The sequence below is a fragment of the Photorhabdus aballayi genome (assembly GCF_026153155.1).
GTDB classification, from domain to species: Bacteria; Pseudomonadota; Gammaproteobacteria; order Enterobacterales; family Enterobacteriaceae; genus Photorhabdus; species Photorhabdus luminescens.
Genome location: NZ_JAPFCD010000011.1, coordinates 38,743 through 62,068, shown reverse-complemented (window position 1 = coordinate 62,068; position 23,326 = coordinate 38,743). Strand labels below are relative to the sequence as shown.

Genomic DNA, 23,326 nt, shown 5'->3' with positions numbered 1-23,326 from the left:
CAATCGGAAGGTCGCAATATTAAACATCTCATTACGTCAAAGATATAAAACACCTCTCATTGACGTGTAAAACATCGAAACCGAGAAAACACATAACACTAAAGAAGCAAGACGATAAAACAAATCAGGTTTTAATCCCCCTCCTCCCAATTTTCCTATATATAACATTTTCCCAACCCCCACCCAAATCAAGGAAATAGGTAATAATGCACAGACAAAAACTGTCATGCATGGAATGTATTCCGACCACAAAGTAAATGCAGTAAGAGGAAATGCATATGTAGCAAACACAAAAGCCTTAGGATTCAACAGAGTGGTAAATAATACCGTGTTAAAATGGACTTTCGCTCCGTCTTTATCTAATGAGAAATGCCACACTTTAAAGGCAAGATAAGCAATATATGTCGAAGCGCAAACTTTTAAGGCGACTAGTGACCACACAAAAGTTTGCGAGGCTGTAGATAAAAATAATCCCCACAAACTAATTGCTGCTATATAACCAAATGCCTCAGCTAATATCAGCCTGAGTGTACTAATAAAACCATGTGAATATCCAGATGATACCAAAAGAGTATTTGTTGGTCCTGGCATAATTAAGACCATACTCACCATACTGGCAATTCTTATATAATCGTAGTAACTATTCATAGTATCCTCAATGGCTGTTATGCATAATAATTAATTATTTGAAATATAATAGGAAATTTTCAGTAAAAAATTTCATCATGCTCCTCCCTCTCTTTAAATTGATAATAATAAGTCACGGTCATTAAATACCATTACTTTCACTTAATAGCTATTAACTTTGTTTTTTCTCTAAATGTTAGTAATCTTAATAACTCCAATTCAGTAATAAAAGATACAAAAAATCTTTCCTAATATAGGCAACAAAATAAAATAATTACAGAAAATAAAAAGTATTTCGCTAAATGATCCTTCTAAGTTATCAATTATCGCCAATGCCTTTCTATCTAAATTAGCATCATAAAACATTAATTTACATATCAATACTATACAAAAGATATGAAATTCCGTATCAATCTGGGGAATATTCCTAAAATATAGCAGCTCTAATCCATATATAACTAATATCATTTCTATATATGATCAATATCTTTTTAATATATAAAGAATATCATTTCAATATACATCCAATATCATTTCAACATATTACTAATGAAGGAATGTTTTCTAACCAATCATCTTGATTATAATTAGTAGAATCAACAATTGGAAAATCAGTTTCAAGATTTTTAAAAATTGTGATTCTAGTTCAAATTCATCCTTTATCTTCTCCCCCATAAAATAAATATAAAAATTAGAGAAATAATTAAATCGGCATGGGATGGGTTGGTAACTTTAACGACATCTAGCTATATTAGCAATGCGCCGCCATGTTGGGTTTTTATATATAAAACAAAAGGATAATTTAAATATAAAAAAATACAGAGAATTCTATTTGCATATTATTGCTATTTTAGTGATATAAATATTCTACTCCAGAATATTTATACATATTATGTGAATTTATTTAAACAGATATATAAACAATCACGAAATACTTTGGCTTTTATAGATTCAACGAAAAACAATTATTTTTAACAAGATTAACCCAAACTACCATTTACAATCTTAATCAATGATCTTATATCTAAATTTCAAGCACCGCATTAATTTATACGGTGCCAAAATTTTAGAATTATCGTTCCCAGTAAGATTCTTCCAAACTATCTTCCTTTTCAGGCAAACCACGGCTTAATCGAGGGGAATGCTGACTCAGTACCTGATAGCTAACTCTATTAGCATATTTACACACTTGAGCAAGTGATGAATATGTCAAATATGTACGGATGTGTTTACTGGAATTAGGCACATTCATTCTATGGTGATTGTTAGCCGTTATATCATGCAATAAAGCAGATAAAGCACCATCACCGGCCCCATTGGTATTCATGATTTTTTCCGGTCCCCCCATATAAGGTTCAATATGGGAATAAACTTTCATCGGGATTCGGCAATCAGATTTACGCATAGCGCGGCTGAACTCATAACGGTTAAATTCAGCAATAGCTCCCGGCAACAATGGATGGGTTGTCTGACGTGTGTAATCTTTTTCCGTATAGCCTGCCATATATAGTCCAGCCGGACCAGCGGTACACAGAACTAAATCAACCCAATCCAGTGCCATATTGGAAGCCAATAGGGGATCACTGAAACCAGTAAGCTCATAAGCTTCATCTTCATTCATTGCCAAAACAGAAATATTCTCAACTAGAAAATCACGCCACCATTGTGGATCATCGGCAATAACATATTTTGTCCCCAATGTCAGAACGACAGGTACACTATGCTTTTTCGCATATTCGATGGCTTTCATAGTTGCTTCCGGCATGGGTTCTCCCGGTTTACAACGAACCAAGTAAGCGGTCAATACCAAAGCAGAAGCTTCAGCAATAATCTTCTCAGGAATACTTTCCGGTTTAAGTTGATTCATTTGCCCAGGACTGATGGCAAAAGTCCTCTCGCCATTTTCCGTTACTAGCGTAAAACAGCGGCCAATTGCACCATCCACACCTTGTAAATAGTTCAGATCAGTACGGCTAGACGTGTTACATAAGTAACGGTAAGCATAGCTGCCAATCTGAATATTATTACACATAGTACCCAGTAAAACGGAACGATCATCGGCAAGAACCGAGTAATTATGTAAAGTATTACCAATAGTGCCACCAGCAAATTCATGGCTAATAAGATTATTATCAGTAAGTTCTTTATACAGGGTTTCAGCCACATCATCTTCAATAACTAATGAATGCCCTTGGCTGAGGTTATAGCGCTGGATAAAATCCTCATCTACTTTCGCTTCAATATCTACTAATATCTGATCGATACCAACGATATAAGCTCGGTTATTTTCACCGTCCATCATCTCTTTAATTGGTTGGAGTAAAGGATCACGCAGACTGACGGGAAAATAGTGTTTTGATTTACGTTTACCAGGGAATTTCATTTTTGATTGATGCTATGACGCCAAAAGATGCCGCATATTAGCACAATAAAAACTGACAGGCAGCAAATGTCACCACGACATTTACTGCCAGGGAAAGCTAAGCTGCTTGCTGACGACTACGCACCATGTGACGAATCAGAACAAACACCACAGCTAAGATTAGCCCAGCGAAAGCACTACCTATTAAGATAAGTAGGCGCTTCGGTGAATCCTTAGCTGTCGGCTCATAAGGAGCCTGCATATACCTGAATGGTTGGAAGCTAACTTTATCTACTTTAAGCGCTTTCAACTCTTCTATATAGAATAAACGGTTACGTAAATCAGCATCAATCAAGGTGGGATCTTTTATCTCTTCTGTAATTTGCAACTTACGTTGTAATGCATCAGCCCCCAAAGCAATGGAATAATCTGGATCATCTTTGATCATTGCTCCTTCACTGGAAATAGGTTTTTTAATCCCTGCCGAATTAGCGATAGATAATGCATGCTTCAATCGTTCAACATTAGCTTCTTGTATGTTATTCACACGGTTTAAATCAATTTTATACAAACCATCAGAATAATTAAGCTTTTGTTTTACCATATCACTTAATTCACTCTTCACCTGTTCATGGACAACAGACGATGCATAGCCAATATAGCCATTTAACAGATTATATGCATCTTCTGCGGTCCCAGCACTGAAAGTCAATTTAGTTTCACCATCTTCATCATCCTTTTCCGCTTTTGAAGAGGATGAAATATTATCATTCACAATCTTTTCAATAAGTTTTCTTTTTGCAAGTGGTGAATGATCACCTGATTCAGCTACCAGATTTTTAAAATATTCTGTACTAACCAGATATTCTTCACGTAAAACCCGTGAATTAAAATTATTTAAAAAACTATTATACAGTGACGATGAAGTTACTGATGATTTTAGACTTAAAACCTCGAACTTAGTCAAGAGATCTTTAAGTGGCTGTATCTCCTCAAGTTGAGGTTTAACAATAGAAGCCGAACTGCTCCACTTTTGTGGCATCAAAGATGCTGCTGCAAAACCAATAACAGCAAAAAGAATAGTAACAGCAATAATCAATAACTTTGATTGAAATAAAACAGAGAATAACTCAAACAAATCAATTTCATCATCTTGTTTTGAATTGTAATAATTAAAATATTCTTCACTGAAATTAGTGCCTTTAATCGGTTTATTACTCATTATTTATATCCAAATTCAAATATGCTGTTACTAATTGATATACAAAACATCATCCTACTAGCCTATAGATTAATTCCCATTTACTCTGAAAATAAGCATGGCAGTTCCACTAGGCTGGCATCCGTGTAGCAATATACCTTAAAAAGCCAATGAACCCTAATGATAGATTAATCCTATCACTATTGATTTCTGTTTCTGAGAAACCCGTTGACCAATTCTTCAAGTAGTAAGATATGACTAGTATTGTCGTTAAGCGCCGGAATATATTCAAATTTTTCCCCACCAGCATTAAGAAATATCTCTTTATTCAGTTGTTTTATCTCTTCCAGCGTTTCCAGACAATCAGACGAAAAACCAGGGCAAAGTACCTGAATATGTTTTATTCCCTGAGTAGGTAGAGATTTCACCGTTTGATCTACGTATGGCGTCAACCATTGCTCGCGACCAAAACGTGATTGATAAGCCATCATTACCTGCTCTGCCGGATAATTAATCGCTTGCTTTAGCAATCGTGTTGTTAACTTACACTGTTCAGCATAAATATCACCCGTATCAACAAAACGCTGTGGAATGCCATGATAGGAAAGCAATAATCTGTCTGGTTGACCATGCTTATCGAAACTCTGCTCAATAGTTTCTTGCAGTGCAGAAATATAAGCCGGATGATCAGCATAACTACGAATAAAATGAATCCCAGGAATAGTGCGGTATTTTTGTAATACCCGACTGATACCATCGAATACAGCCGCAGATGAGGAGCTGGAATATTGGGGATAAAGCGGTAAAACAATCAATTGTTCAACATTTTGCTTAAGTAAGTTGTCAATCGCTTGCTCAAGAGATGGAGAGCCGTAATTCATTCCCAACTCAACAGGGATGTCAGCAAGTTTTTCTGCCAGTAATTTCTGTTGCCGGCGGCCATATACTAACAGAGGAGAACCTTCATCAGTCCAAATTTTCTGATATAACTTTGCTACACGTGAAGAACGTAAAGGCAAAACAAAACCATATAATATTGGCTTCCAGATAAATCGAGATAAATCTACGACTCTTTTATCGCTCAAAAACTCAGCTAAATAACGTCTTACAGCCGCAGTTGTCGGCTTATCAGAAGTACCAAGATTAACTAATAAAACACCATATTTACCGTTGTTCATTATGTCGATCCTTAATTGTTTCGCTGGTGAAAACCCTAGCATAATAAAGTACAGATGAAAATCATGTTTATATACGAAAACAATGAGGAAAAACCGACTAATTTACCTGATACAGTAAATAAATAATATAAGATAAGGCGACTTATTAGTCGCCCTCCAAGAATCATTCAGGTTGATTAATCCAAAATTTTAGATAATTCTTCACTAATCTCAGATACCTTACGAGTACCATCAATTCTAAAATATTTGGTGTAATCTGCCTCTGCTTCTTTTTGATAGTAGGATACTAAAGGTGCTGTTTGTTGATGGTATTCAACTAAACGCTTACGCACGATATCTTCGTGATCGTCTTTACGAACGGTCAACTCTTCACCCGTAACATCATCCTTGTTCTCCACTGCCGGCGGATTGAATTTGATGTGATAAACACGGCCAGATGGCGCATGTATACGGCGCCCAATGATACGTTCAATAATCAGTCCATCGGGAACATCGAACTCCAGGACATAATCAACGTTAATCCCCGCTTCTTTCATTGCATCAGCCTGGGGAATAGTACGGGGGAACCCATCCAACAAGAAACCATTGCGGCAGTCATCTTGTTTGATGCGCTCTTTGACCAAAGCAATAACCAGTTCATCAGTAACCAGCTTACCATGATCCATCAGCGCTTTCGCTTTTAAACCCAATTCTGTGCCAGCCTTAACCGCAGTACGCAACATATCGCCAGTAGAAATTTGAGGGATCTCATATTTCTCCACGATAAATTGCGCCTGAGTCCCTTTACCGGCGCCCGGAGCGCCCAGCAGAATAATACGCATTGCGTAAATCCCCTTGCTAGTTAGTTTTTATATTTTAAGAAAACGAATCACCATACCATCTAGCATGGGGTTTGCTCAAGGAAACAGGTAAACGATTTCGTGATATTTTTCTGTAAAAATAAACCACGCCTCATCTTATTATTAGAGGCGTGGTATCAAGAAGTATATACCCGTTATCTTTCAAGTTGCCTCTTTGTTGGCTGCACTCACTCACCCCGGTCACATCGTTATCTATGCTCCCGGGGATTCGCTCCCTTGCCGTCGCGATGCATCTTGAAATCCATTGGGTATAGTTAAATCAAGCTTTTTCAGACAATAGCAACTGATTCATACGGCGAATAAACTGATTTGGATCTTCCAATGTGCCGCGCTCAGCAAACAATGCCTGATCAAGCAACAGTTCAATCCAATCCGCGAATTGAGCCTCATCACTGATATCAGCAGCCAGTTTTACCAACTGATGATCAGGATTCAATTCAAAATTGTATTTTACGTCCGGCACCTGTTGACCAGCCGCAGCAAACAGTTTCGCCATCTGCGTGCTCATTTCATCCGCATTTGTTGTCACAATTGCCGGAGTATCCGTCAGACGGTGAGTCAATTTAACCTCTTTTACGCGATCGCCAAGCAATGTTTTCACACGCTCAACAAACGGCTCCAACTGCTTTTCAATTTCTTCCTGCTCGGCTTTGTTTTCATCTGCCAATTTATCCAGGGATTCATCGGCCTTACTGACTGACTGGAATTTTTTACCGTCAAAATCAGTGAGGTATCCCATCATCCATTCATCAATGCGCTCTGACAGCAACAGAACCTCAATACCTTTCTTACGGAACAGCTCCAGATGAGGGCTGTTTTTCGCCGCAGCATAGCTGTCTGCGGTGATGTAGTAGATCTTATCCTGACCTTCGGTCATCCTACTCACATACTCTTCCAAAGAAACTGTCTGTGCCGAGTCGTCATTATGAGTAGAAGCAAAACGTAGCAATTTAGCGATAGCTTCTTTGTTAGTACTATCCTCTGCCGGACCTTCTTTCATTACCAGACCAAACTGTTGCCAGAATTGCTGGTACTTTTCTGCATCATCTTTCGCCAGTTTATCCAACATCTGTAATGCACGTTTGGTCAATGCATTACGTAAATTACGGGTAATAGAGTTATCTTGCAAAATTTCACGGGAAACGTTCAGCGGCAAGTCGTTGGAGTCAATCAGGCCACGGACAAAGCGTAAATAGTTCGGCATAAACTGTTCCGCATCATCCATAATAAACACACGCTGGACATATAATTTCAGCCCGTGCTTATGCTCACGGTTCCACATATCCCACGGAGCCTGAGATGGAATATAAAGCATGCTGGTATATTCCTGTTTACCTTCTACGCGGTTATGGCTCCAGATCAGCGGATCAGAAAAATCATGAGAAATATGTTTGTAGAACTCTTTGTACTCTTCATCTGTAATTTCAGATTTACCACGAGTCCACAAAGCTTGAGCTTTATTAATCTTCTCCCAAGTTACTGTATCCTCTTCACCCTCTTCTTCGCTCTTATTTTTGGTTTCAATTTCAACCGGCAAAGCAATATGGTCAGAGTATTTACTGATAACAGAACGCAAACGCCAGTCATTCAGGAATTCATCTTCTCCTTCACGTAAATGAAGGGTGATCTCTGTACCGCGCGTCTCTTTTTCAATATCAGCAACCGTGTAATCGCCTTCTCCAGCAGATTCCCAAAATACGCCCTGATCAATTGAAGCGCCGGCAGCACGAGTACGTACAGTGACTTTATCAGACACAATAAATGCAGAGTAAAACCCAACACCAAACTGACCAATTAACTGGCTGTCTTTAGCCTGATCTGAACCAATAGATTCCAGAAAAGCTTTTGTTCCTGATTTAGCAATTGTTCCAAGATTATCGATAACTTCATCACGAGTCATACCAATGCCATTATCACTAATCGTGATGCTTCTCTTTTCTTTATCAAAAGAAAGACGAACGCGTAGTTCACCATCATTTTCATAAAGTTTTGGAGCAGATAATGCGCGGAAACGTAATTTGTCAGCAGCATCGGAAGCGTTTGAGATTAGCTCACGAAGGAAAATCTCTTTATTGGAATAGAGTGAATGGATCATTAATTGCAGAAGTTGTTTTACTTCAGACTGAAATCCACGGGTTTCCTGACCTTTCATACTCATTTATTACCTCAATCTAAATCCAGTTCAGACAGACAAAATCAGACGATGATATGCAGATGGGGATAAATAAGTTGAATTTCAAGTTTGATTATCGAAAAGAATATGAAGTAATTTTGATCATAGTAAAATGAACTAAAAAGCATGCGCCACATATAATGTAGCGCCTCAAAACCTTTGCGATTTGCTCTAACCAAGCTGCAACACTATTCAGCTACAACATTACTCAACTACAACACTATTCAAGCACATGTTCAGTCACAATTCGATAAAACTGTAAAGCATTAACAGAAAATCAATAAGTAATCTTCTGCCGCCCAGCAATTGAATGAGACAATGTTGTACCATCTACCATCTCAAGTTCACCGCCAACGGGTACACCATGAGCAATACGACTGGCTGTCACACCATATTGAACGCATATCTCTGCGATATAATTGGCAGTAGCCTCTCCCTCCACTGTCGGATTAGTCGCCAGAATCACCTCTGAAATTTCTTCAGTGGCAAGACGATCCTCAAGACGGTCTAAACCAATATCCATTGGACCAATGCCATCTAATGGGGACAAATGCCCCATCAATACAAAGTAACGCCCGGCAAACTGCCCGGTTTGTTCAATAGCATGAATATCCGCAGGGCTTTCAACCACACAGATTTGACCATTTTGTTGACGGCGTGGATTAGCACAAATCGTGCACTGTTCCTGTTCAGTAAAAGTCCGGCAATATTTGCAGTGTCCAATTTCTGACATCGCTCTTGTCAATGCCTGAGCCAAACGCATTCCACCACTGCGATCACGCTGTAGCAGATGAAAAGCCATCCGCTGTGCAGATTTAGGGCCAACCCCTGGTAAACAGCGTAATGCTTCCATCAAGGATTCAAGGAGAGGACTGGTTTGCATCAGAATGGCATCTTAAAGCCTGGCGGCAATTGCATCCCACTGGAAATGCCGGCCATTTTCTCTTTCTGAGTCTCTTCAATACGACGGGCTGCGTCATTGAATGCAGCTGCAATCAGGTCTTCCAGCATCTCTTTGTCATCTTCCATCAGGCTTGGATCGATATCAACACGACGGCAATTATGAGCACCATTGATAGTCACTTTAACCAGACCTGCACCCGATTCACCCGTGACTTCCAGATTGGCGATCTCTTCTTGCATTTTCTGCATCTTGTCCTGCATTTGTTGGGCCTGCTTCATTAAATTGCCCAAACCACCTTTACCAAACATAGATTTCTCTCTTCGCTATGGCTACATCGTACAACAAGGTACATATTGCAGCATGGTTAAACCGGTCGGATACTCTCTTCATCCAATTCAGCATCAAATACCTGCCGCAATGTTTGAATAGTTTTATCCGCAATAATTGATTGGCGAGCTTGTGCCAATTTCTCTTCATAAATGGCTTGTCGCCACTCCAGCGGAGTTTTCTCCGCAGGATTATCATCTTCAATAATGCTGAATTCAACCGTTGCGCGGTACAACTCGCTCAAAGCCCCCGCTAATGACTTTTGTGCGAAAGCGGAATTAAGGTGACGCTGGCTCGAACGTAGATGCAAACGGATATTATTTGCACTAATCTGCTCTTTGAACGCATTTAATGCCAATTGCTGCACCAGTTTAGGAATTTTAAGTTTACCAACTTCTTCAGCCCATGCATCTCTCTGTTTAGATTCTTCCGCTAATTTCTCTGCCAGCTCTGGTGTCTTCTCATGTTCCAAAGCTGTTCTTAAAGCTTTTGGCGTAGCCACATGAGTTTCTGTTTTCTTCTCCTCAATATTCTTGGCACGCCAACGGTAAGCTTCTTTTTTCTCAGGTTTGTTTTCCTGTTTTTTATCTATTGATGACTGAGAGCGCTGACCTGACACTGCGGCAAGCCGCTCTAAGGCTGAAGTTGCTGACTTCATCTTAACAGGCGTTGCCGATTCAGGCTTTTTTGTCGGCGTTTGCTCTTGCTGTCGGGATAACACATTCCTTGCTTTCAGCAACTGCGCGGTTGGGCTTGATGCAAGCGCCTGAGGTATCTGAGGCTCCGACTGAGAAATTCTATCCAATTGTGCCGGTTCATTAATATAATTAGCCGGTGGCGCATCCCCCTGATCGCTCTGTTTTGGCTGTGTTGTAACTGATGGTATAACCGCAGGATTTACCACCGGGGCAGCAACCTCTTCAATAACTGTTTTTGGATGAAATGCCAAAGCTCTGAACAGAGCCATTTCAACACCCATCCTGCGCTCCGGCGCATACGGCAAATCCCTACGACCAATCAGCAAAGTTTGATAATAAAGTTGCAAATCTTCAGGTGAAATAGCTTTTGCCAATATCCGCAAACGGCCTTCAATTGATGAAGAATCGCTCTCTGGTTGAGAAGGTAACAATTGAAGCATTGCAATACGATGTAACAATGAAAGAATCTCTACCAATAACTCTTCCCAGTCAGCCCCCCGCGAAGCGACTTGTTCTACCAATGCCATAACCTGCTGGCCGTCAGCTCGAATCAATGCTTCAATAATTGATAACGGTTGTTCATCATCTAACGTTCCTAGCATCAAGCTAACTATTTCAGCAGTCACCTTACCTTGGCCGATAGCAATAGCTTGATCCGTCAGACTCAAAGCATCGCGCATACTGCCATCAGCAGCACGAGCCAATAACTGGCGAGCGCGGTTGTCGCTCTCTATACGCTCAACTTTAAGAATACGCTCAAGCTGACCACTTATCTGATCAATATCCAGCGATTTGAGATGAAACTGCAAGCAACGGGAAAGTATGGTCACTGGCAATTTTTGCGGATCAGTCGTTGCCAGTAGAAATTTCACATGCTCAGGCGGCTCTTCCAACGTTTTTAATAATGCATTGAAACTGTGGCGGGACAACATATGCACTTCATCAATCAGGTAGACTTTAAAACGCCCACGAGCCGGAGCATATTGCACGTTATCTAGCAATTCGCGCGTATCTTCAACTTTAGTTCGGGAAGCCGCATCAATTTCAATTAGATCGACAAATCGCCCCTGTTCAATTTCAAGGCAATTAACACATTTACCACAAGGCTTATCAGTAATCCCTATTTCACAATTTAGCCCCTTGGCAAACAAACGGGCGATCGTTGTTTTCCCGACACCTCGCGTGCCAGAAAATAAATAGGCGTGATGAAGCCGGCCGTTGGCAAGACCATTAGCTAACGCAGCCAAGACATATTCCTGACCAATTACATCAGAAAATATTTGTGGACGCCACTTACGGGCAAGTACCTGATAGCTCATTGATACCGGGAAAATCGAATACAGTTGGCTACCATGCTAACACAGCCTCACTACAGACAGCGAGGCCGTTATGTTAGTAATACGAAAATAAGCAGATTAATGATCTGGAAATTCAAGTAGAGTAAAACTACTTACACCTTGTCTTTGCAGGCGCTCAGCACCGCCTAAACCAAGCAAACCAATAATAAAGGCTGCTTCAGAAACCTCACCGCCTAAGCGACGGATTAAACGGACAGTGGCTTCAACCGTTCCTCCCGTTGCCAGCAAATCATCAATAACCAACACTTTATCGTTTTCTTTTACGCTATCCTTATGCATTTCCAACGTATCAGTGCCATACTCTAGATCGTATGTCTCACTCAATGTTTCTCGAGGTAGTTTGCCCGCTTTACGAACAGGAACAAAACCAACACCAAGACGTAACGCAACCGGGGCGCCAAACAGAAAACCGCGAGCTTCGGTGCCAACGATTTTTGTAATGCCTTTGTCCTGATATCGCTCTACCAGAAGATCAATTGTTATTTGGTAGGCAAGAGGGTTATCCAATAAAGAGGTAATATCACGAAAAAGAATTCCTGGTTTCGGATAATCAGGAACCGTTTCAATGCTGTCTTTAATAAATTGCAGTTGCTGCGCGTTTGCGGTCATAATCGGTGCCAATGAATAGAACACGGAGGTTCTAAAATCTATGTAAACTGATAGAAAAAAGCAACTGATGAACACGCATCAGCCTACTTTTTGTTGTTCCAGATTAATTCTGCTTCGCAAGACATAACCATTTTAGGGTATAAATGAATACGCAGCCGTTACTAAATTTACTCGAAAAACAGGTCGATATATTGGCGGAAGAGATAGCGCCATTAGCAGACACACCATTCTCTACTGCCCGGTTTGATCAAGCTTTATTTAACCGACACAGCGATAAACTCCGTGGTTATCTACACGAAGTCAGGCACAACATGGAACAACTCAAAGAGTGTGTTCAAGATCACCGAACCGCACAAGTCGCATTTCTGACTGAACGCCTGGTTGCCCAAATAGAGGCATTAAAGCGTGAATTGTCCACCCAGTCATTGAGAAAAAAAGAGAGCCGATTTGAACATAAACAACAAGCTACTGATCTGTATCACAAACTGGCTGAACATCAGGATTATGAACGCCGTCTGCTCGCAATGATCAACGATAGAGAGCTAAAATTGAATCAACAAACTACACTTAGTCATCAACAAAAAATACAGAAAGAAATCGCGGCATTAGCCGGAAGATTAGCACGTTGCCGTCAATCTTTGACGCGAATTGAAAAATCAATTGAATACAAAGAGAACATGGACTAACGATTCAAATGAGGAATACTTTATGTCCGTCGAACACGCACCACCTGAAGTTCAACTTGCTGTTGATCTAATCTATTTACTGGAATGCAATGAAATCGCCCCTGAAATTGCACTCGCCGCATTAGAAATCGTCAAACACGATTACCAAGCAAAATTAGCGAAGCAGTCACAATCAACGAAGGAATATTAAACGATTTACTTCAAACATCTTAATAGATACCTTGATCAATACTAAAAGATTCACGTTTATCTTAAGTATGTGATCATACATTCATATCAATATTAGCCTTTGCAAAATTTCAAACGGCTTTATATCGTCACTCGCTCTTTCCACTATTTCGTTTAAGAAACGTTGAAGAATAATCATCCTCAGCAATTCGCGTGCAAAGCGACTCCCATTCACAGCCTACACAAGCCGCTCTTATGATCCCACGATTGAAAGCCCATCGCGCCTGTTTAAAATAGGTCTCATCAACCCTCAATGTATGACCTATCTCAATTGGTCGGCCCATAAGAGCACTCACGGCTTCCAAAGCTCGTCTATCCCGGACAATAACACTTTCACCAAAACAATGAGGTTTGTCTTCTCCAAGTAAAGGGATACATATGTCATCCGGCCCTGCCACAATCAGGATATCTTCGTCCCGAATTCGAGGAATAATCCTATTGTAATTTTCAACAAAATCAGGGGAATATCCGTTACCTGCGTAGGTAAGAATACACAAAAGGTGATGGCCTCTTAGAGATACTGTCATTATTGCGCTCCCGAACGTGATCAAGTGTTGCATTTTTATACAATCAATGCTATACGATCAATATTGACCATCAATAGATCAATTTTTCTAATATAAAGAAAATCGGCTAGGAATCGGCTATTATGTCGTCACGGTGGATATCAAACGAGCTTGTCAAATTATCATCAGAAAGCTTGCAGGCAATCATAGATAACAAGATTCCAGCAGCGATGATAAATGATTTTGCAACTAAAGAAGAAGCAGAACAGCTTTCGTCTGCAATACTGAGCATGAAGGCAAAGCCATATGAATTTGGAAAACCAGGGTTTTATTTGGGAAATCCACTCTCTCATTACCGCAATCGACCAAAAGAGCAATATTTCGCTCAAGTTAGCGTAGCTGAGCAGACTCTCACCCAAATTATTAATCAAGCTTTTGATCCAGTTGCTCGGTTCATACAATATATCAATCACAATACAAATTTCAGCATTTCGGTCGCAGAAGAACCGGGGTTTGGCTCCTATTTTGCTGGTATCGTCCGGATTCTCTCCGGTGGCTCGGATCTACATGTGGACTATGCACCCACTTTTGCGAAAGGAAATTTAGTCGTCGGAGATATATCGGCTCAGCTTGCCTGGAACCTCTATGTTTTGCCTCCCTCTCAGGGAGGAGAAACCGTGATCTATAATCAACCATTCAAAAGTACTGCGGTTGATAAAACATACAAACCGTATGACAGTGCTCTATTAGCTGATTGCGAATCTTTCACTTTCCGACCTCAAGTCAGCTCCGTCGTCATTTTTAACACCAGCAACCCTCATATTATCCTGCCTGCAAACAGCAACCGAATTGCCACAGGCTCCTTCATCGGTGTATTAAATGAGAAACAGTTGATCTTATGGTCGTAATACATCTTTTTAGTGAAACACTTTGGACCTGAATATGAAGAGCGCCTCTTCTTACTCTACTGCTGCTCTGTATGTCGTGACGATCATCACTGGAGGAACATCGTGGTATGCAGCAAAACTACAATTAACTGATGTTTCACCTGTAATATCCTTGATTTACCGTTTTGGATGTGCGTCGGTATTGCTACTTTTGATTGCTGTAATTTCACGGAAAAAACTTACACATACCTGGCGTGAGCACCTCTCTTTTGCCGCACTTGGAGCATTCGGATTCGCTGTCACATTTTTGCTGATTTACAAGGCTACAGCCTTGATCACTACCGGTTTAATCGCCCTCATCTACTCTTCAGTCATATTATTCAATTCTATAAACGCAATTCTTTTCCTACGGCAATCGATTTCATGGACAGTGCTAGCAGGCGCTATAGTCGGGCTGACTGGAATAATTTTGGTTTTTAGCCCAGAATTTTTAAATAACAAATGGAATTGGACAGGATTCGGTTACGCAATCGCAGCAACCCTGACATTCTCATTTGCTAACATTTCCGCTGTTCAGTTACAGAGAAAAGGTGTCAATGTTCTGCCAATGACTGGGATTTCTATGGGATATGGCGCCATATTCTTGTTCAGCTATGCCCTTTTGACCAAGCAAACGTTTAATTTTGATCTATCGCCAGCCTATGTAACATCCCTATTCTATTTGATCCTATTTCCTTCGGTGATTGGATATACAACTTACTTTATCGTTGTCGGTCGTTTGGGTGCTGAACGAGGAGCTTATACAATGCTTCTCGTTCCACTCGTAGCTTTGACGATCTCCAGCGTTACAGAGGGCTATCGTCCAACCATTTGGGCCATAATCGGCACAATGATGACACTTAGCGGTAACTACTGGGTAATCACAAACAAACATCAGCCCACAAAAAAAGCTAACATTTAAGAACGCAGTTCAAGAGTGGGATAAGCCCGACGAACCGTTTTCGCAATCAAAATAACCAGTACGATTTTGATAATATCTCCCGGTATGAATCCAATCGAACCTACGGTTGCTTGCCAAATACTGATCTTGGCAAATGCGGCAATCCACGGGATACCGACCGCATAAACAACCATAATTCCACCAAAGACAAGGAATACAGCTTCTTTAAAGATATTTAGTTTTACAAGATTTTTCTCATACAAATAGCCGATAACAAAAGCAGCAATCGGCCATGCCAAAATAAAGCCGCCACTTGGACTGAGGAATACACTCAATCCTCCCCTTCCTCCAGACATTACCGGTAATCCAACGGTAACAAGCACACAAAAGAGCAATAATGCTAATCCACCCCGTTTCGCGCCAATAATGGCGCCAGCAAGCATTGCTCCCATTGACTGCGCTGTTATCGGAACGCCTACAACGGGAAGTGTCAGTGGCGGAAATAAACCCAGCGCTACGGTTAGAGAGGCAAATAGTGCTATATAAACAATATCTCTTGTAGACATTTAATCCCCCTTTCTTTTCGATAAAGCCACAAACCCTTGCTTTACTTGCTACTTGATTTATTTCTGTCAAATCCGGGATCATAGGACCTAGCTTCAATAGCAGCGGAAATATCGTCTGCCATTTTGAGCATTCGCACAATAACAGGAACTGCAATTGCAATGATACTCTTATCGAGGCCTCTTGCTTTCTGCGCTTCTCGTACTTCTTCTGTAATTGACGCCAGAACAGGGATAAACCGCAAAGTAAGCGATAGAGCCAAGCTTACTTTTCCAGGATTGATGCCAAGATAATACAACCACCTAAGCCCCTTTTCCAATGCGCCGATCATATCAGAAGAGCGCGTAGTGAGAGTAACAAGCGAGGCCAGCAGCAAAAGAGAGGCAAGACGAACCACCACAAGTACACCTGCGGTCCAGTGGTGTAAAAGCAATTGGACTATAAAAATAAGTACGAGTATCCATAGCGCCGGCCGTAACTGCATCCAAGCAGTTTTTAATGAGATTTTGGCTAACAAGTATAAAAGTACGATGCCTGTCAACGCCGCAACAGAAAGATCGATACGAGGAACAACGAAAAGCAATGTTCCCAGAATGACCAAAGAAATAATTTTAAGCCCAGGGCTAACTCGATGCACAAATGATGAACCAGGATTATATCCAGACAGGCTCATAGCATCATCCTTACATATTCAGGAATAGCAATAGAGGGTATGTCATCAACTACCACACGACCATCATCAAATACCAGAACACGATCAAATCCCGCCAAAAAATCAAGGTCATGAGATACTACAATCACAGTTTGAGATAAGTTATCAATTGCTTCGGCAACACGGCGCTTGTTTCGTAAATCCAGCAAGGTTGTAGGCTCATCGAAAATAATGTAATCGGGCTCCATCACCAGAACACCAGAAATCGCAAGGAGTTGTTTCTGACCACCACTTAAAAGATGGGCAGGATACTCCCTAAATTGAAGTAAATCATATCGGGAAAGCGCCTCTTGCGTTCTTTGTTGAATCGTGTCCTTAGAAAAACCAAGATTTTTCATCCCAAAGGCCAAATCTTCTTCAACGACGGGAAAAACGATCTGATTGTCAGGATTCTGAAATACGAAACCCACCTTACGCCGAATCGCTTTACCCTCCGTTCTAGTGTTCAGACCATCCACCAAAACATCACCACTTTTCGGTACCAACAATCCATTAAGAAGACGTGCGAATGTACTTTTGCCACAACCGTTACTACCTATGATGGCAATCCGTTTTTCCTTTAGCTGCAAATTTAATTCTTTCAATATCACTCGCTCGCCATAGGCATGCGTTACATTTCGTATTTCCAACATAGATGGCTATCTCTTAACAACCGTAGTCAGCAATATAACACTGCTCTCACTTAGCGCTATGTGTCTACAAAATCCGTAGGGAAAATTCAATCAATGTACTGATATCAGCGTTATCAACCAATTCCAACTTGCTGACGTCACGAGCAACTATTCCACGCTCGCCAAATCTAATCAGTACATTTTACACAGTCATAATCTTCAACATTTACCTTAGGTTATAGCTTTTTTTGACCTCTTCCCTAACAAAACCGACAATAGTATCTGATATTAGACATATTTTTAGCTCAGCTTCTCAAGCTCATCTGCTATATAACAGCAGATAAACAATAGAGCATAAGATAATGACTTTTTGCCATTAGCCACATTGTTAGCAATTACCAAAATAGAATTTGCCTCTATTATTCTGGTTCTTCATTTTTCAGTGATTTTCATATGCTCACTATATTTAAGCATATCGATAAAACTGTCTACTAACGACTCCGCTTCTTTCTGAATATCAAAACTATCTGGTGCAAATAACCAATTTTCCAATAAGCCCGTTATCAATCCTCTTAACATGATAGCCGCTCGCCGCAGATGAAGATTATAAGGAAGCTGACCTGATGCAATACAACCAGAAAGAGATTCTTCAATACGAACGTAGTCTGCAACACACAGCTCCTGACGGACTTCCACCAAGGCAGACATTTCACCAACAAACTCACATTTGTGGAAAAAAATCTCCATTAATAGCCGGTTTTTCGGATCGTCAACGACCGACGTCAGGATATGGATGATTAAAGTTCTTAAAATCAGGAGTGGATTATTAGGATATTTTGCTTGATACTCTTTTTCTAATTCGTCAATCTTAGAATCTGTTATTCTACAAGCTTCGGAAAACAGGTCTACTTTATTTTTAAAGTGCCAGTAAATTGCCCCTCGGGTTACCCCTGCTGTTGTGGCAATATCTGTCAGTGAAGTAGCAGAGACACCGCGCTCAGAAAACTCTTTTATAGCTGCGTCTATAATCTGTTGCCGGGTCTCCTCAGCTTGTTGTTTAGTTTTTCGTGCCATACACTCTAATTTTAACCTAAAATGGATTTACATACATTCACGTATGTTTGTATTATAGCATGCTGTTATTAATGGAGTAATGGTTTTACGGATTGAAGGGTCAACATCTAAAAATATTGAGGTTTACTTATGCGAATAAACAGGGGAGTTTTGCCTCTGGCTACAGTACTGGTATTCTCAGGCAGCTTAGCTCTTTCAGGATGTAACGACAAAGACTCTCAGCAAGGTGCTGGGAATCAACAGGCTCCTGAAGTCGGTATCGTGACGCTGAAAAATGAACCTCTGATGGTCACGACAGAACTTCCGGGCCGAACGTCAGCCTTCCGCATTGCAGAAGTTCGTCCACAAGTAAGCGGTATAATTCTAAAACGAAACTATAAAGAAGGTAGCGATGTAAAAGTAGGCACATCTTTATATCAGATAGATCCAGCAACTTACCAAGCTGACTATGACAAAGCTAAAGCTGAGTTGGCAAAAGCTCAAGCTAATGCAGAGATCGAACGCTTGACAGTCAACCGATATAAGTCACTGTTAGGTACAAACTATGTTAGTCAACAGGAATTTGATAAAGCCAGCGCCGACTACGCGCAGACGAATGCTATAGTACAGGCAGCGAAATCGACTGTAGAGACCGCCCGTATCAATTTGGCATATACCAAAGTTACAGCGCCGATTAGTGGTCGTTCCGGCAAATCTACTGTAACTGAAGGCGCTCTAGTTTCTGTTGGTCAACCAACAGCACTGACAACTGTTCAACAACTAGATCCAATTTATGTGGATGTCACTCAGTCAAGTGATGATTATCTGCGTCTTAAAAATGAAATCGCCAAAGGTGTTGTGCAAAAAGGGGACAATAAGGCCAAAGTTCACCTGATCATGGAAAATGGTAAAAATTACAGTGAAACAGGCTACCTGGAATTCTCTGATATCACTGTAGATGAAACAACAGGCTCTATCACTATTCGTGCTATATTCCCTAACCCAAATGAAGAGTTACTGCCAGGCATGTTTGTTCGTGCAAAACTGGAAGAAGGTATTCGCCGGGATTCAATACTCGTTCCTCAACAAGGAGTTACCCGTACACCTCGTGGTGAAGCTACTGTCATGGTGGTTGGTGCAAACGAAAAAGTCGAACCACGCATTATCACCACGAACCAAGCTATCGGTGATAAATGGCTAGTAACTTCCGGTCTGAAAGCAGGTGATCGGGTCATTGTTACTGGTTTGCAAAAAATTAAACCCGGCATACCGGTTAAAGCAGAAGAAGTGGACTTAAATGCAAAATCTGCTGCAAACCAAGCTGAACCTGCGAAAAAGTCTTAATTTAGGAGTCGGTGATTCATGCCTAAGTTTTTTATAGATCGGCCAATCTTTGCATGGGTAATCGCAATTATCACCATGCTGGCTGGGTTGCTGGCAATTATGAAATTACCCGTGGCGCAATATCCTACTATCGCACCACCGGCGATTTCTATCGCCGCCACTTATCCCGGCGCAGATGCCACCACTGTACAAAACACAGTGACTCAGGTTATCGAACAGAACATGAATGGTATCGACAACCTGGTTTATATGTCTTCCGACAGTGATTCTGCTGGGAACATGAATATCACATTAACCTTTGAAGCGGGTACTGATCCCGACATTGCACAGGTACAGGTACAAAACAAGCTGCAACTCGCTATGCCTCTGTTACCACAAGAAGTGCAACAGCAAGGAATACGTGTAGATAAATCCACATCCTCTTTCCTGATGGTTGCCGGATTCATCTCTGAAGATGGCTCCATGTCACAGGACGATATCTCTGACTATGTCGGCGCAACCGTCAAGGACCCTTTAAGTCGCGTAACGGGTGTAGGTGATACAATGCTTTTCGGTAACCAGTATGCCATGCGTATCTGGTTAAATCCTGACAAGCTCGTTAACTACAAAATGACGACCCTGGATGTAATAAATGCAATCAAAGCGCAAAATAACCAAATAGCCGCCGGTCAATTAGGAGGAACCCCCCCCGTTCCAGGTCAACGCTTGAATGCTTCGATCATTGCTCAAACACGTCTAACCTCACCGGAAGAGTTCAGTAATATTCTTCTGCGCGTCAATACTGACGGTTCTCAGGTCCGTCTGAAAGATGTAGCAAACGTGGAACTAGGCGCTGAAAGCTACAACATCATTGCCCGCTATAACGGTAAACCTGCTGCGGGTATCGGTGTCAAACTAGCGACAGGCGCTAACGCTCTGGATACATCCAAAGCAGTAAAAGAAGCACTAAAAAATATGGAACCTTTCTTCCCTCACGGGCTGAAAATCGTCTATCCATATGACACCACACCATTCGTTAAAATTTCTATTAACGAGGTGGTAAAAACACTCGTTGAAGCAATTATGCTTGTGTTCGTGGTAATGTACCTATTTCTCCAAAATTTCCGCGCTACACTCATTCCAACCATTGCAGTTCCAGTCGTGCTCTTAGGAACATTTGCAATACTTGCTACATTTGGCTATTCAATAAATACATTAACCATGTTTGCTATGGTTCTTGCCATTGGCTTATTGGTAGACGATGCCATTGTTGTTGTAGAAAACGTTGAACGTGTTATGCAGGAAGAAGGTCTATCGCCAAAAGAAGCAACCAGGAAATCAATGGGACAAATCCAAAGCGCCCTAGTTGGTATTGCAATGGTGCTGTCTGCTGTATTTATCCCAATGGCCTTCTTCGGCGGTTCAACCGGGGCAATTTATCGTCAATTCTCGATTACCATCGTATCTGCAATGGTACTATCTGTACTGGTAGCCTTAATCCTGACACCAGCTCTATGTGCCACTATGTTGAAACCTATTGCCAAAGGTAGCCACGGTAAGCAAACCGGCATCTTTGGTTGGTTCAACCGCATATTTGACAAAAGTACCCACCACTATACTGACAGTGTCGGTCGTATTCTACGCAATACAGGTCGTTATCTGGTAATTTATGTATTCCTGGTGGCTGGTATGGCCCTCATGTTCACACGTTTACCATCCTCCTTTCTTCCTGAAGAAGATCAGGGAGTATTGCTGACAATGGTTCAATTACCTGCGGGGGCAACACAGGAACAAACAGAGAAAGTTCTGGATAAGGTAAGCGATTACTTCAATACAGAAGAAAAAGATCGTGTGGTTTCTGTATTTACCGTCAGCGGCTTTGGTTTTAGTGGTCAAGGGCAAAACACTGGGTTGGGCTTTATAAGCCTGAAAGACTGGGGGGAACGCTCTGGCGCTGAAAACAAAGTACCTGCTATCGTTGCCAGGGCTAGTGCTCACTTCCAGAAAATCAAAGAAGGCATGGTTTTTGCGTTTAATATCCCAGCAATTGTAGAGTTAGGTTCAGCAACCGGCTTTGATTTTGAATTAATTGATAAAGCAAACCTTGGACATGAGAAGCTAACAGAAGCCCGTAACCAATTACTTGGCATGATACAACAGCATCCAGATATGTTAGTAGGTGTTCGTCCTAATGGTCAGGAAGATACCCCTCAATATCGGCTCAGGATCGATCAGGAAAAAGCTGAAGCTCTCGGTGTTTCCATCTCTGATATTAATTCAACACTCAGCACGATGTTTGGTAGTAACTATGTGAACGACTTTATTGATCGCGGTCGTGTCAAAAAAGTTTACGTTCAGTCGGAAGCGCCTTATCGTATGTTGCCAAGTGATATCTACAAACTGCATGTCCGTAACAAACAAGGTGAAATGGTTCCATTCTCTGCCTTTATAGATGCATCCAAAGAACCCTGGACCTACGGTTCGCCACGCTTGGAACGTTACAACGGTTTGCCATCAATGGAAATTCTGGGTGAAGCAGCTCCAGGTAAAAGTACCGGTGATGCAATGGCCCTGATGGAAGAACTGGCATCTAAGCTACCAAATGGGATTGGTTTCGACTGGACAGGTATGTCCTATCAGGAACGCTTATCCGGTAATCAGGCCCCAGCTCTGTATGCATTATCATTGATAGTAGTATTCCTATGTCTGGCAGCACTGTATGAAAGCTGGTCAATTCCATTCTCAGTTATGTTAGTAGTACCACTGGGTATCGTTGGGGCCTTGTTAGCAACAACATTCCGCGGTTTAGATAACGATGTTTACTTTAAAGTTGGCTTGTTAACCACTATCGGTTTGTCGGCGAAAAACGCGATACTCATCGTTGAATTCGCCAAGGATCTGATGGAAAAAGAAGGCAAGGGGTTGATAGAAGCTACGCTAGATGCAGTAAGAATGCGTCTTCGCCCAATCCTAATGACATCACTAGCATTTATGTTAGGTGTTATCCCCCTAGTACTAAGTAATGGTGCAGGCTCCGGCTCTCAAAACGCAGTGGGTACTGGGGTATTAGGCGGAATGATTGCAGCAACCTCACTAGCAATCTTTTTCGTACCAGTATTCTTTGTAGTTATAAAACGACGTTTCAGTAAGAAAGCGGAGGAGATTGAACCTGCATCAGAATCTCATTAAATACTACCAACAATAACCAGGAGGCCGTCAAATCGGCCTTCTTAAATATAATAGTTGCTTCTACCTGGCAAGATTCTGATCATTAATCTATCCACTTAATCTTTAAGTAGTTTTGTTTAAATTTAATTATAATCACCACTTATGAGTATAAAATAGCTTTAAAAATCCAAGCATTAGTGACTTTAATAAAATTAATATGAAAGTTGTCAGACAAAAATTACTTTATCTTTTTTTACACTAAATGACAAAAAACAATACCAGCACATAGTGACTTATGTAATAATGATGTTATATTCATTGATTATTGTAGCCATCAGGCTATAATCTGCC

21 protein-coding genes are annotated in these 23,326 nt (G+C 41.0%); 6 read left to right on the top strand and 15 right to left on the bottom strand.

Going from position 1 to position 23,326, the window contains the following annotated elements; translation table 11 throughout:
* Positions 1 to 36 precede the first annotated feature (36 nt).
* From OO184_RS08245 to apt, 10 genes are all read right to left on the bottom strand, one after another.
* Entirely contained in the window at positions 37 to 648 is a 612-nt protein-coding gene (locus tag OO184_RS08245) for a LysE family translocator (RefSeq protein WP_265378756.1), read from the bottom strand.
* A gap of 1,051 nt (positions 649 to 1,699) precedes the next feature.
* Positions 1,700 to 3,010 carry an inosine/guanosine kinase gene (locus tag OO184_RS08240; RefSeq protein ID WP_265378755.1) on the bottom strand — a complete coding sequence of 437 codons (1,311 nt, stop codon included), beginning with the start codon at positions 3,008 to 3,010 and terminating at the stop codon, positions 1,700 to 1,702.
* A 97-nt stretch (positions 3,011 to 3,107) separates the two neighbouring features.
* On the bottom strand, positions 3,108 to 4,211 hold the full coding sequence (gene wzz(fepE) / locus OO184_RS08235) for an LPS O-antigen length regulator Wzz(fepE) (RefSeq protein WP_265378754.1): 1,104 nt from the start codon (positions 4,209 to 4,211) through the stop codon (positions 3,108 to 3,110).
* Positions 4,212 to 4,390: 179 nt separating this feature from the next.
* Positions 4,391 to 5,368: a ferrochelatase gene (hemH, locus tag OO184_RS08230; protein ID WP_265378753.1), complete on the bottom strand. Its 978-nt coding sequence runs from the start codon at positions 5,366 to 5,368 to the stop codon at positions 4,391 to 4,393.
* A gap of 176 nt (positions 5,369 to 5,544) precedes the next feature.
* A complete protein-coding gene (gene adk, locus OO184_RS08225; protein WP_265378752.1) occupies positions 5,545 to 6,189 on the bottom strand; it encodes an adenylate kinase in 645 nt (214 codons plus the stop codon).
* 298 nt (positions 6,190 to 6,487) lie between these two features.
* A complete protein-coding gene (gene htpG / locus OO184_RS08220; protein WP_265378815.1) occupies positions 6,488 to 8,380 on the bottom strand; it encodes a molecular chaperone HtpG in 1,893 nt (630 codons plus the stop codon).
* A 298-nt stretch (positions 8,381 to 8,678) separates the two neighbouring features.
* Positions 8,679 to 9,284, bottom strand: coding sequence for a recombination mediator RecR (gene recR / locus OO184_RS08215; protein WP_105394490.1), 606 nt, complete (start codon positions 9,282 to 9,284; stop codon positions 8,679 to 8,681).
* Entirely contained in the window at positions 9,284 to 9,613 is a 330-nt protein-coding gene (locus OO184_RS08210) for a YbaB/EbfC family nucleoid-associated protein (RefSeq protein WP_265378751.1), read from the bottom strand. Before OO184_RS08210 ends, recR begins: the two co-directional genes overlap by 1 nt.
* Before the next feature lie 56 nt (positions 9,614 to 9,669).
* Positions 9,670 to 11,649: a DNA polymerase III subunit gamma/tau gene (gene dnaX / locus OO184_RS08205; protein ID WP_265378750.1), complete on the bottom strand. Its 1,980-nt coding sequence runs from the start codon at positions 11,647 to 11,649 to the stop codon at positions 9,670 to 9,672.
* 96 nt (positions 11,650 to 11,745) lie between these two features.
* Positions 11,746 to 12,297 (bottom strand): adenine phosphoribosyltransferase, encoded by a 552-nt coding sequence (gene apt, locus OO184_RS08200; RefSeq protein ID WP_265378749.1) that lies wholly within the window; start codon positions 12,295 to 12,297, stop codon positions 11,746 to 11,748.
* 143 nt (positions 12,298 to 12,440) lie between these two features.
* Between apt and priC the strand changes: the two genes are divergently transcribed.
* Together priC and rsmS are read left to right on the top strand one after the other, a co-directional pair.
* The gene (gene priC / locus OO184_RS08195) at positions 12,441 to 12,983 is read left to right on the top strand and encodes a primosomal replication protein PriC (protein WP_265378748.1); all 543 of its coding nucleotides are present in this window, start codon (positions 12,441 to 12,443) and stop codon (positions 12,981 to 12,983) included.
* Positions 12,984 to 13,005: 22 nt separating this feature from the next.
* The gene (gene rsmS, locus OO184_RS08190; protein ID WP_074524823.1) at positions 13,006 to 13,173 is read left to right on the top strand and encodes a pleiotropic regulatory protein RsmS; all 168 of its coding nucleotides are present in this window, start codon (positions 13,006 to 13,008) and stop codon (positions 13,171 to 13,173) included.
* Positions 13,174 to 13,300: 127 nt separating this feature from the next.
* On the opposite strand, the gene OO184_RS08185 is transcribed toward rsmS, so the two are convergent.
* Complete coding sequence (locus tag OO184_RS08185) at positions 13,301 to 13,738, bottom strand: DUF1284 domain-containing protein (protein ID WP_265378747.1); 438 nt, start codon at positions 13,736 to 13,738, stop codon at positions 13,301 to 13,303.
* Between the two features lie 122 nt (positions 13,739 to 13,860).
* Here OO184_RS08185 and OO184_RS08180 point away from each other — a divergent pair, with 122 nt between their 5' ends.
* Both OO184_RS08180 and OO184_RS08175 read left to right on the top strand, forming a co-directional pair.
* The gene (locus OO184_RS08180; RefSeq protein ID WP_265378746.1) at positions 13,861 to 14,625 is read left to right on the top strand and encodes a 2OG-Fe(II)-dependent halogenase WelO5 family protein; all 765 of its coding nucleotides are present in this window, start codon (positions 13,861 to 13,863) and stop codon (positions 14,623 to 14,625) included.
* A gap of 34 nt (positions 14,626 to 14,659) precedes the next feature.
* The gene (locus tag OO184_RS08175; RefSeq protein WP_265378745.1) at positions 14,660 to 15,565 is read left to right on the top strand and encodes a DMT family transporter; all 906 of its coding nucleotides are present in this window, start codon (positions 14,660 to 14,662) and stop codon (positions 15,563 to 15,565) included.
* Here OO184_RS08175 and OO184_RS08170 read toward each other — a convergent pair.
* From OO184_RS08170 to acrR, 4 genes are all read right to left on the bottom strand, one after another.
* A complete protein-coding gene (locus OO184_RS08170; protein WP_265378744.1) occupies positions 15,562 to 16,110 on the bottom strand; it encodes a biotin transporter BioY in 549 nt (182 codons plus the stop codon). The genes OO184_RS08175 and OO184_RS08170 overlap by 4 nt on opposite strands.
* 41 nt (positions 16,111 to 16,151) lie before the next feature.
* Positions 16,152 to 16,781, bottom strand: a complete 630-nt coding sequence (locus OO184_RS08165; protein WP_265378743.1) for an energy-coupling factor transporter transmembrane component T family protein — start codon at positions 16,779 to 16,781, stop codon at positions 16,152 to 16,154.
* On the bottom strand, positions 16,778 to 17,452 hold the full coding sequence (locus OO184_RS08160; RefSeq protein WP_088375052.1) for an energy-coupling factor ABC transporter ATP-binding protein: 675 nt from the start codon (positions 17,450 to 17,452) through the stop codon (positions 16,778 to 16,780). Before OO184_RS08160 ends, OO184_RS08165 begins: the two co-directional genes overlap by 4 nt.
* Before the next feature lie 411 nt (positions 17,453 to 17,863).
* Positions 17,864 to 18,505: a multidrug efflux transporter transcriptional repressor AcrR gene (acrR, locus tag OO184_RS08155; RefSeq protein ID WP_065389297.1), complete on the bottom strand. Its 642-nt coding sequence runs from the start codon at positions 18,503 to 18,505 to the stop codon at positions 17,864 to 17,866.
* Between the two features lie 129 nt (positions 18,506 to 18,634).
* Here acrR and OO184_RS08150 point away from each other — a divergent pair, with 129 nt between their 5' ends.
* Together OO184_RS08150 and OO184_RS08145 are read left to right on the top strand one after the other, a co-directional pair.
* A complete protein-coding gene (locus OO184_RS08150) occupies positions 18,635 to 19,828 on the top strand; it encodes an efflux RND transporter periplasmic adaptor subunit (RefSeq protein ID WP_265378742.1) in 1,194 nt (397 codons plus the stop codon).
* 18 nt (positions 19,829 to 19,846) lie between these two features.
* On the top strand, positions 19,847 to 22,996 hold the full coding sequence (locus OO184_RS08145; protein WP_265378741.1) for an efflux RND transporter permease subunit: 3,150 nt from the start codon (positions 19,847 to 19,849) through the stop codon (positions 22,994 to 22,996).
* The last annotated feature ends 330 nt before the right edge of the window (positions 22,997 to 23,326 follow it).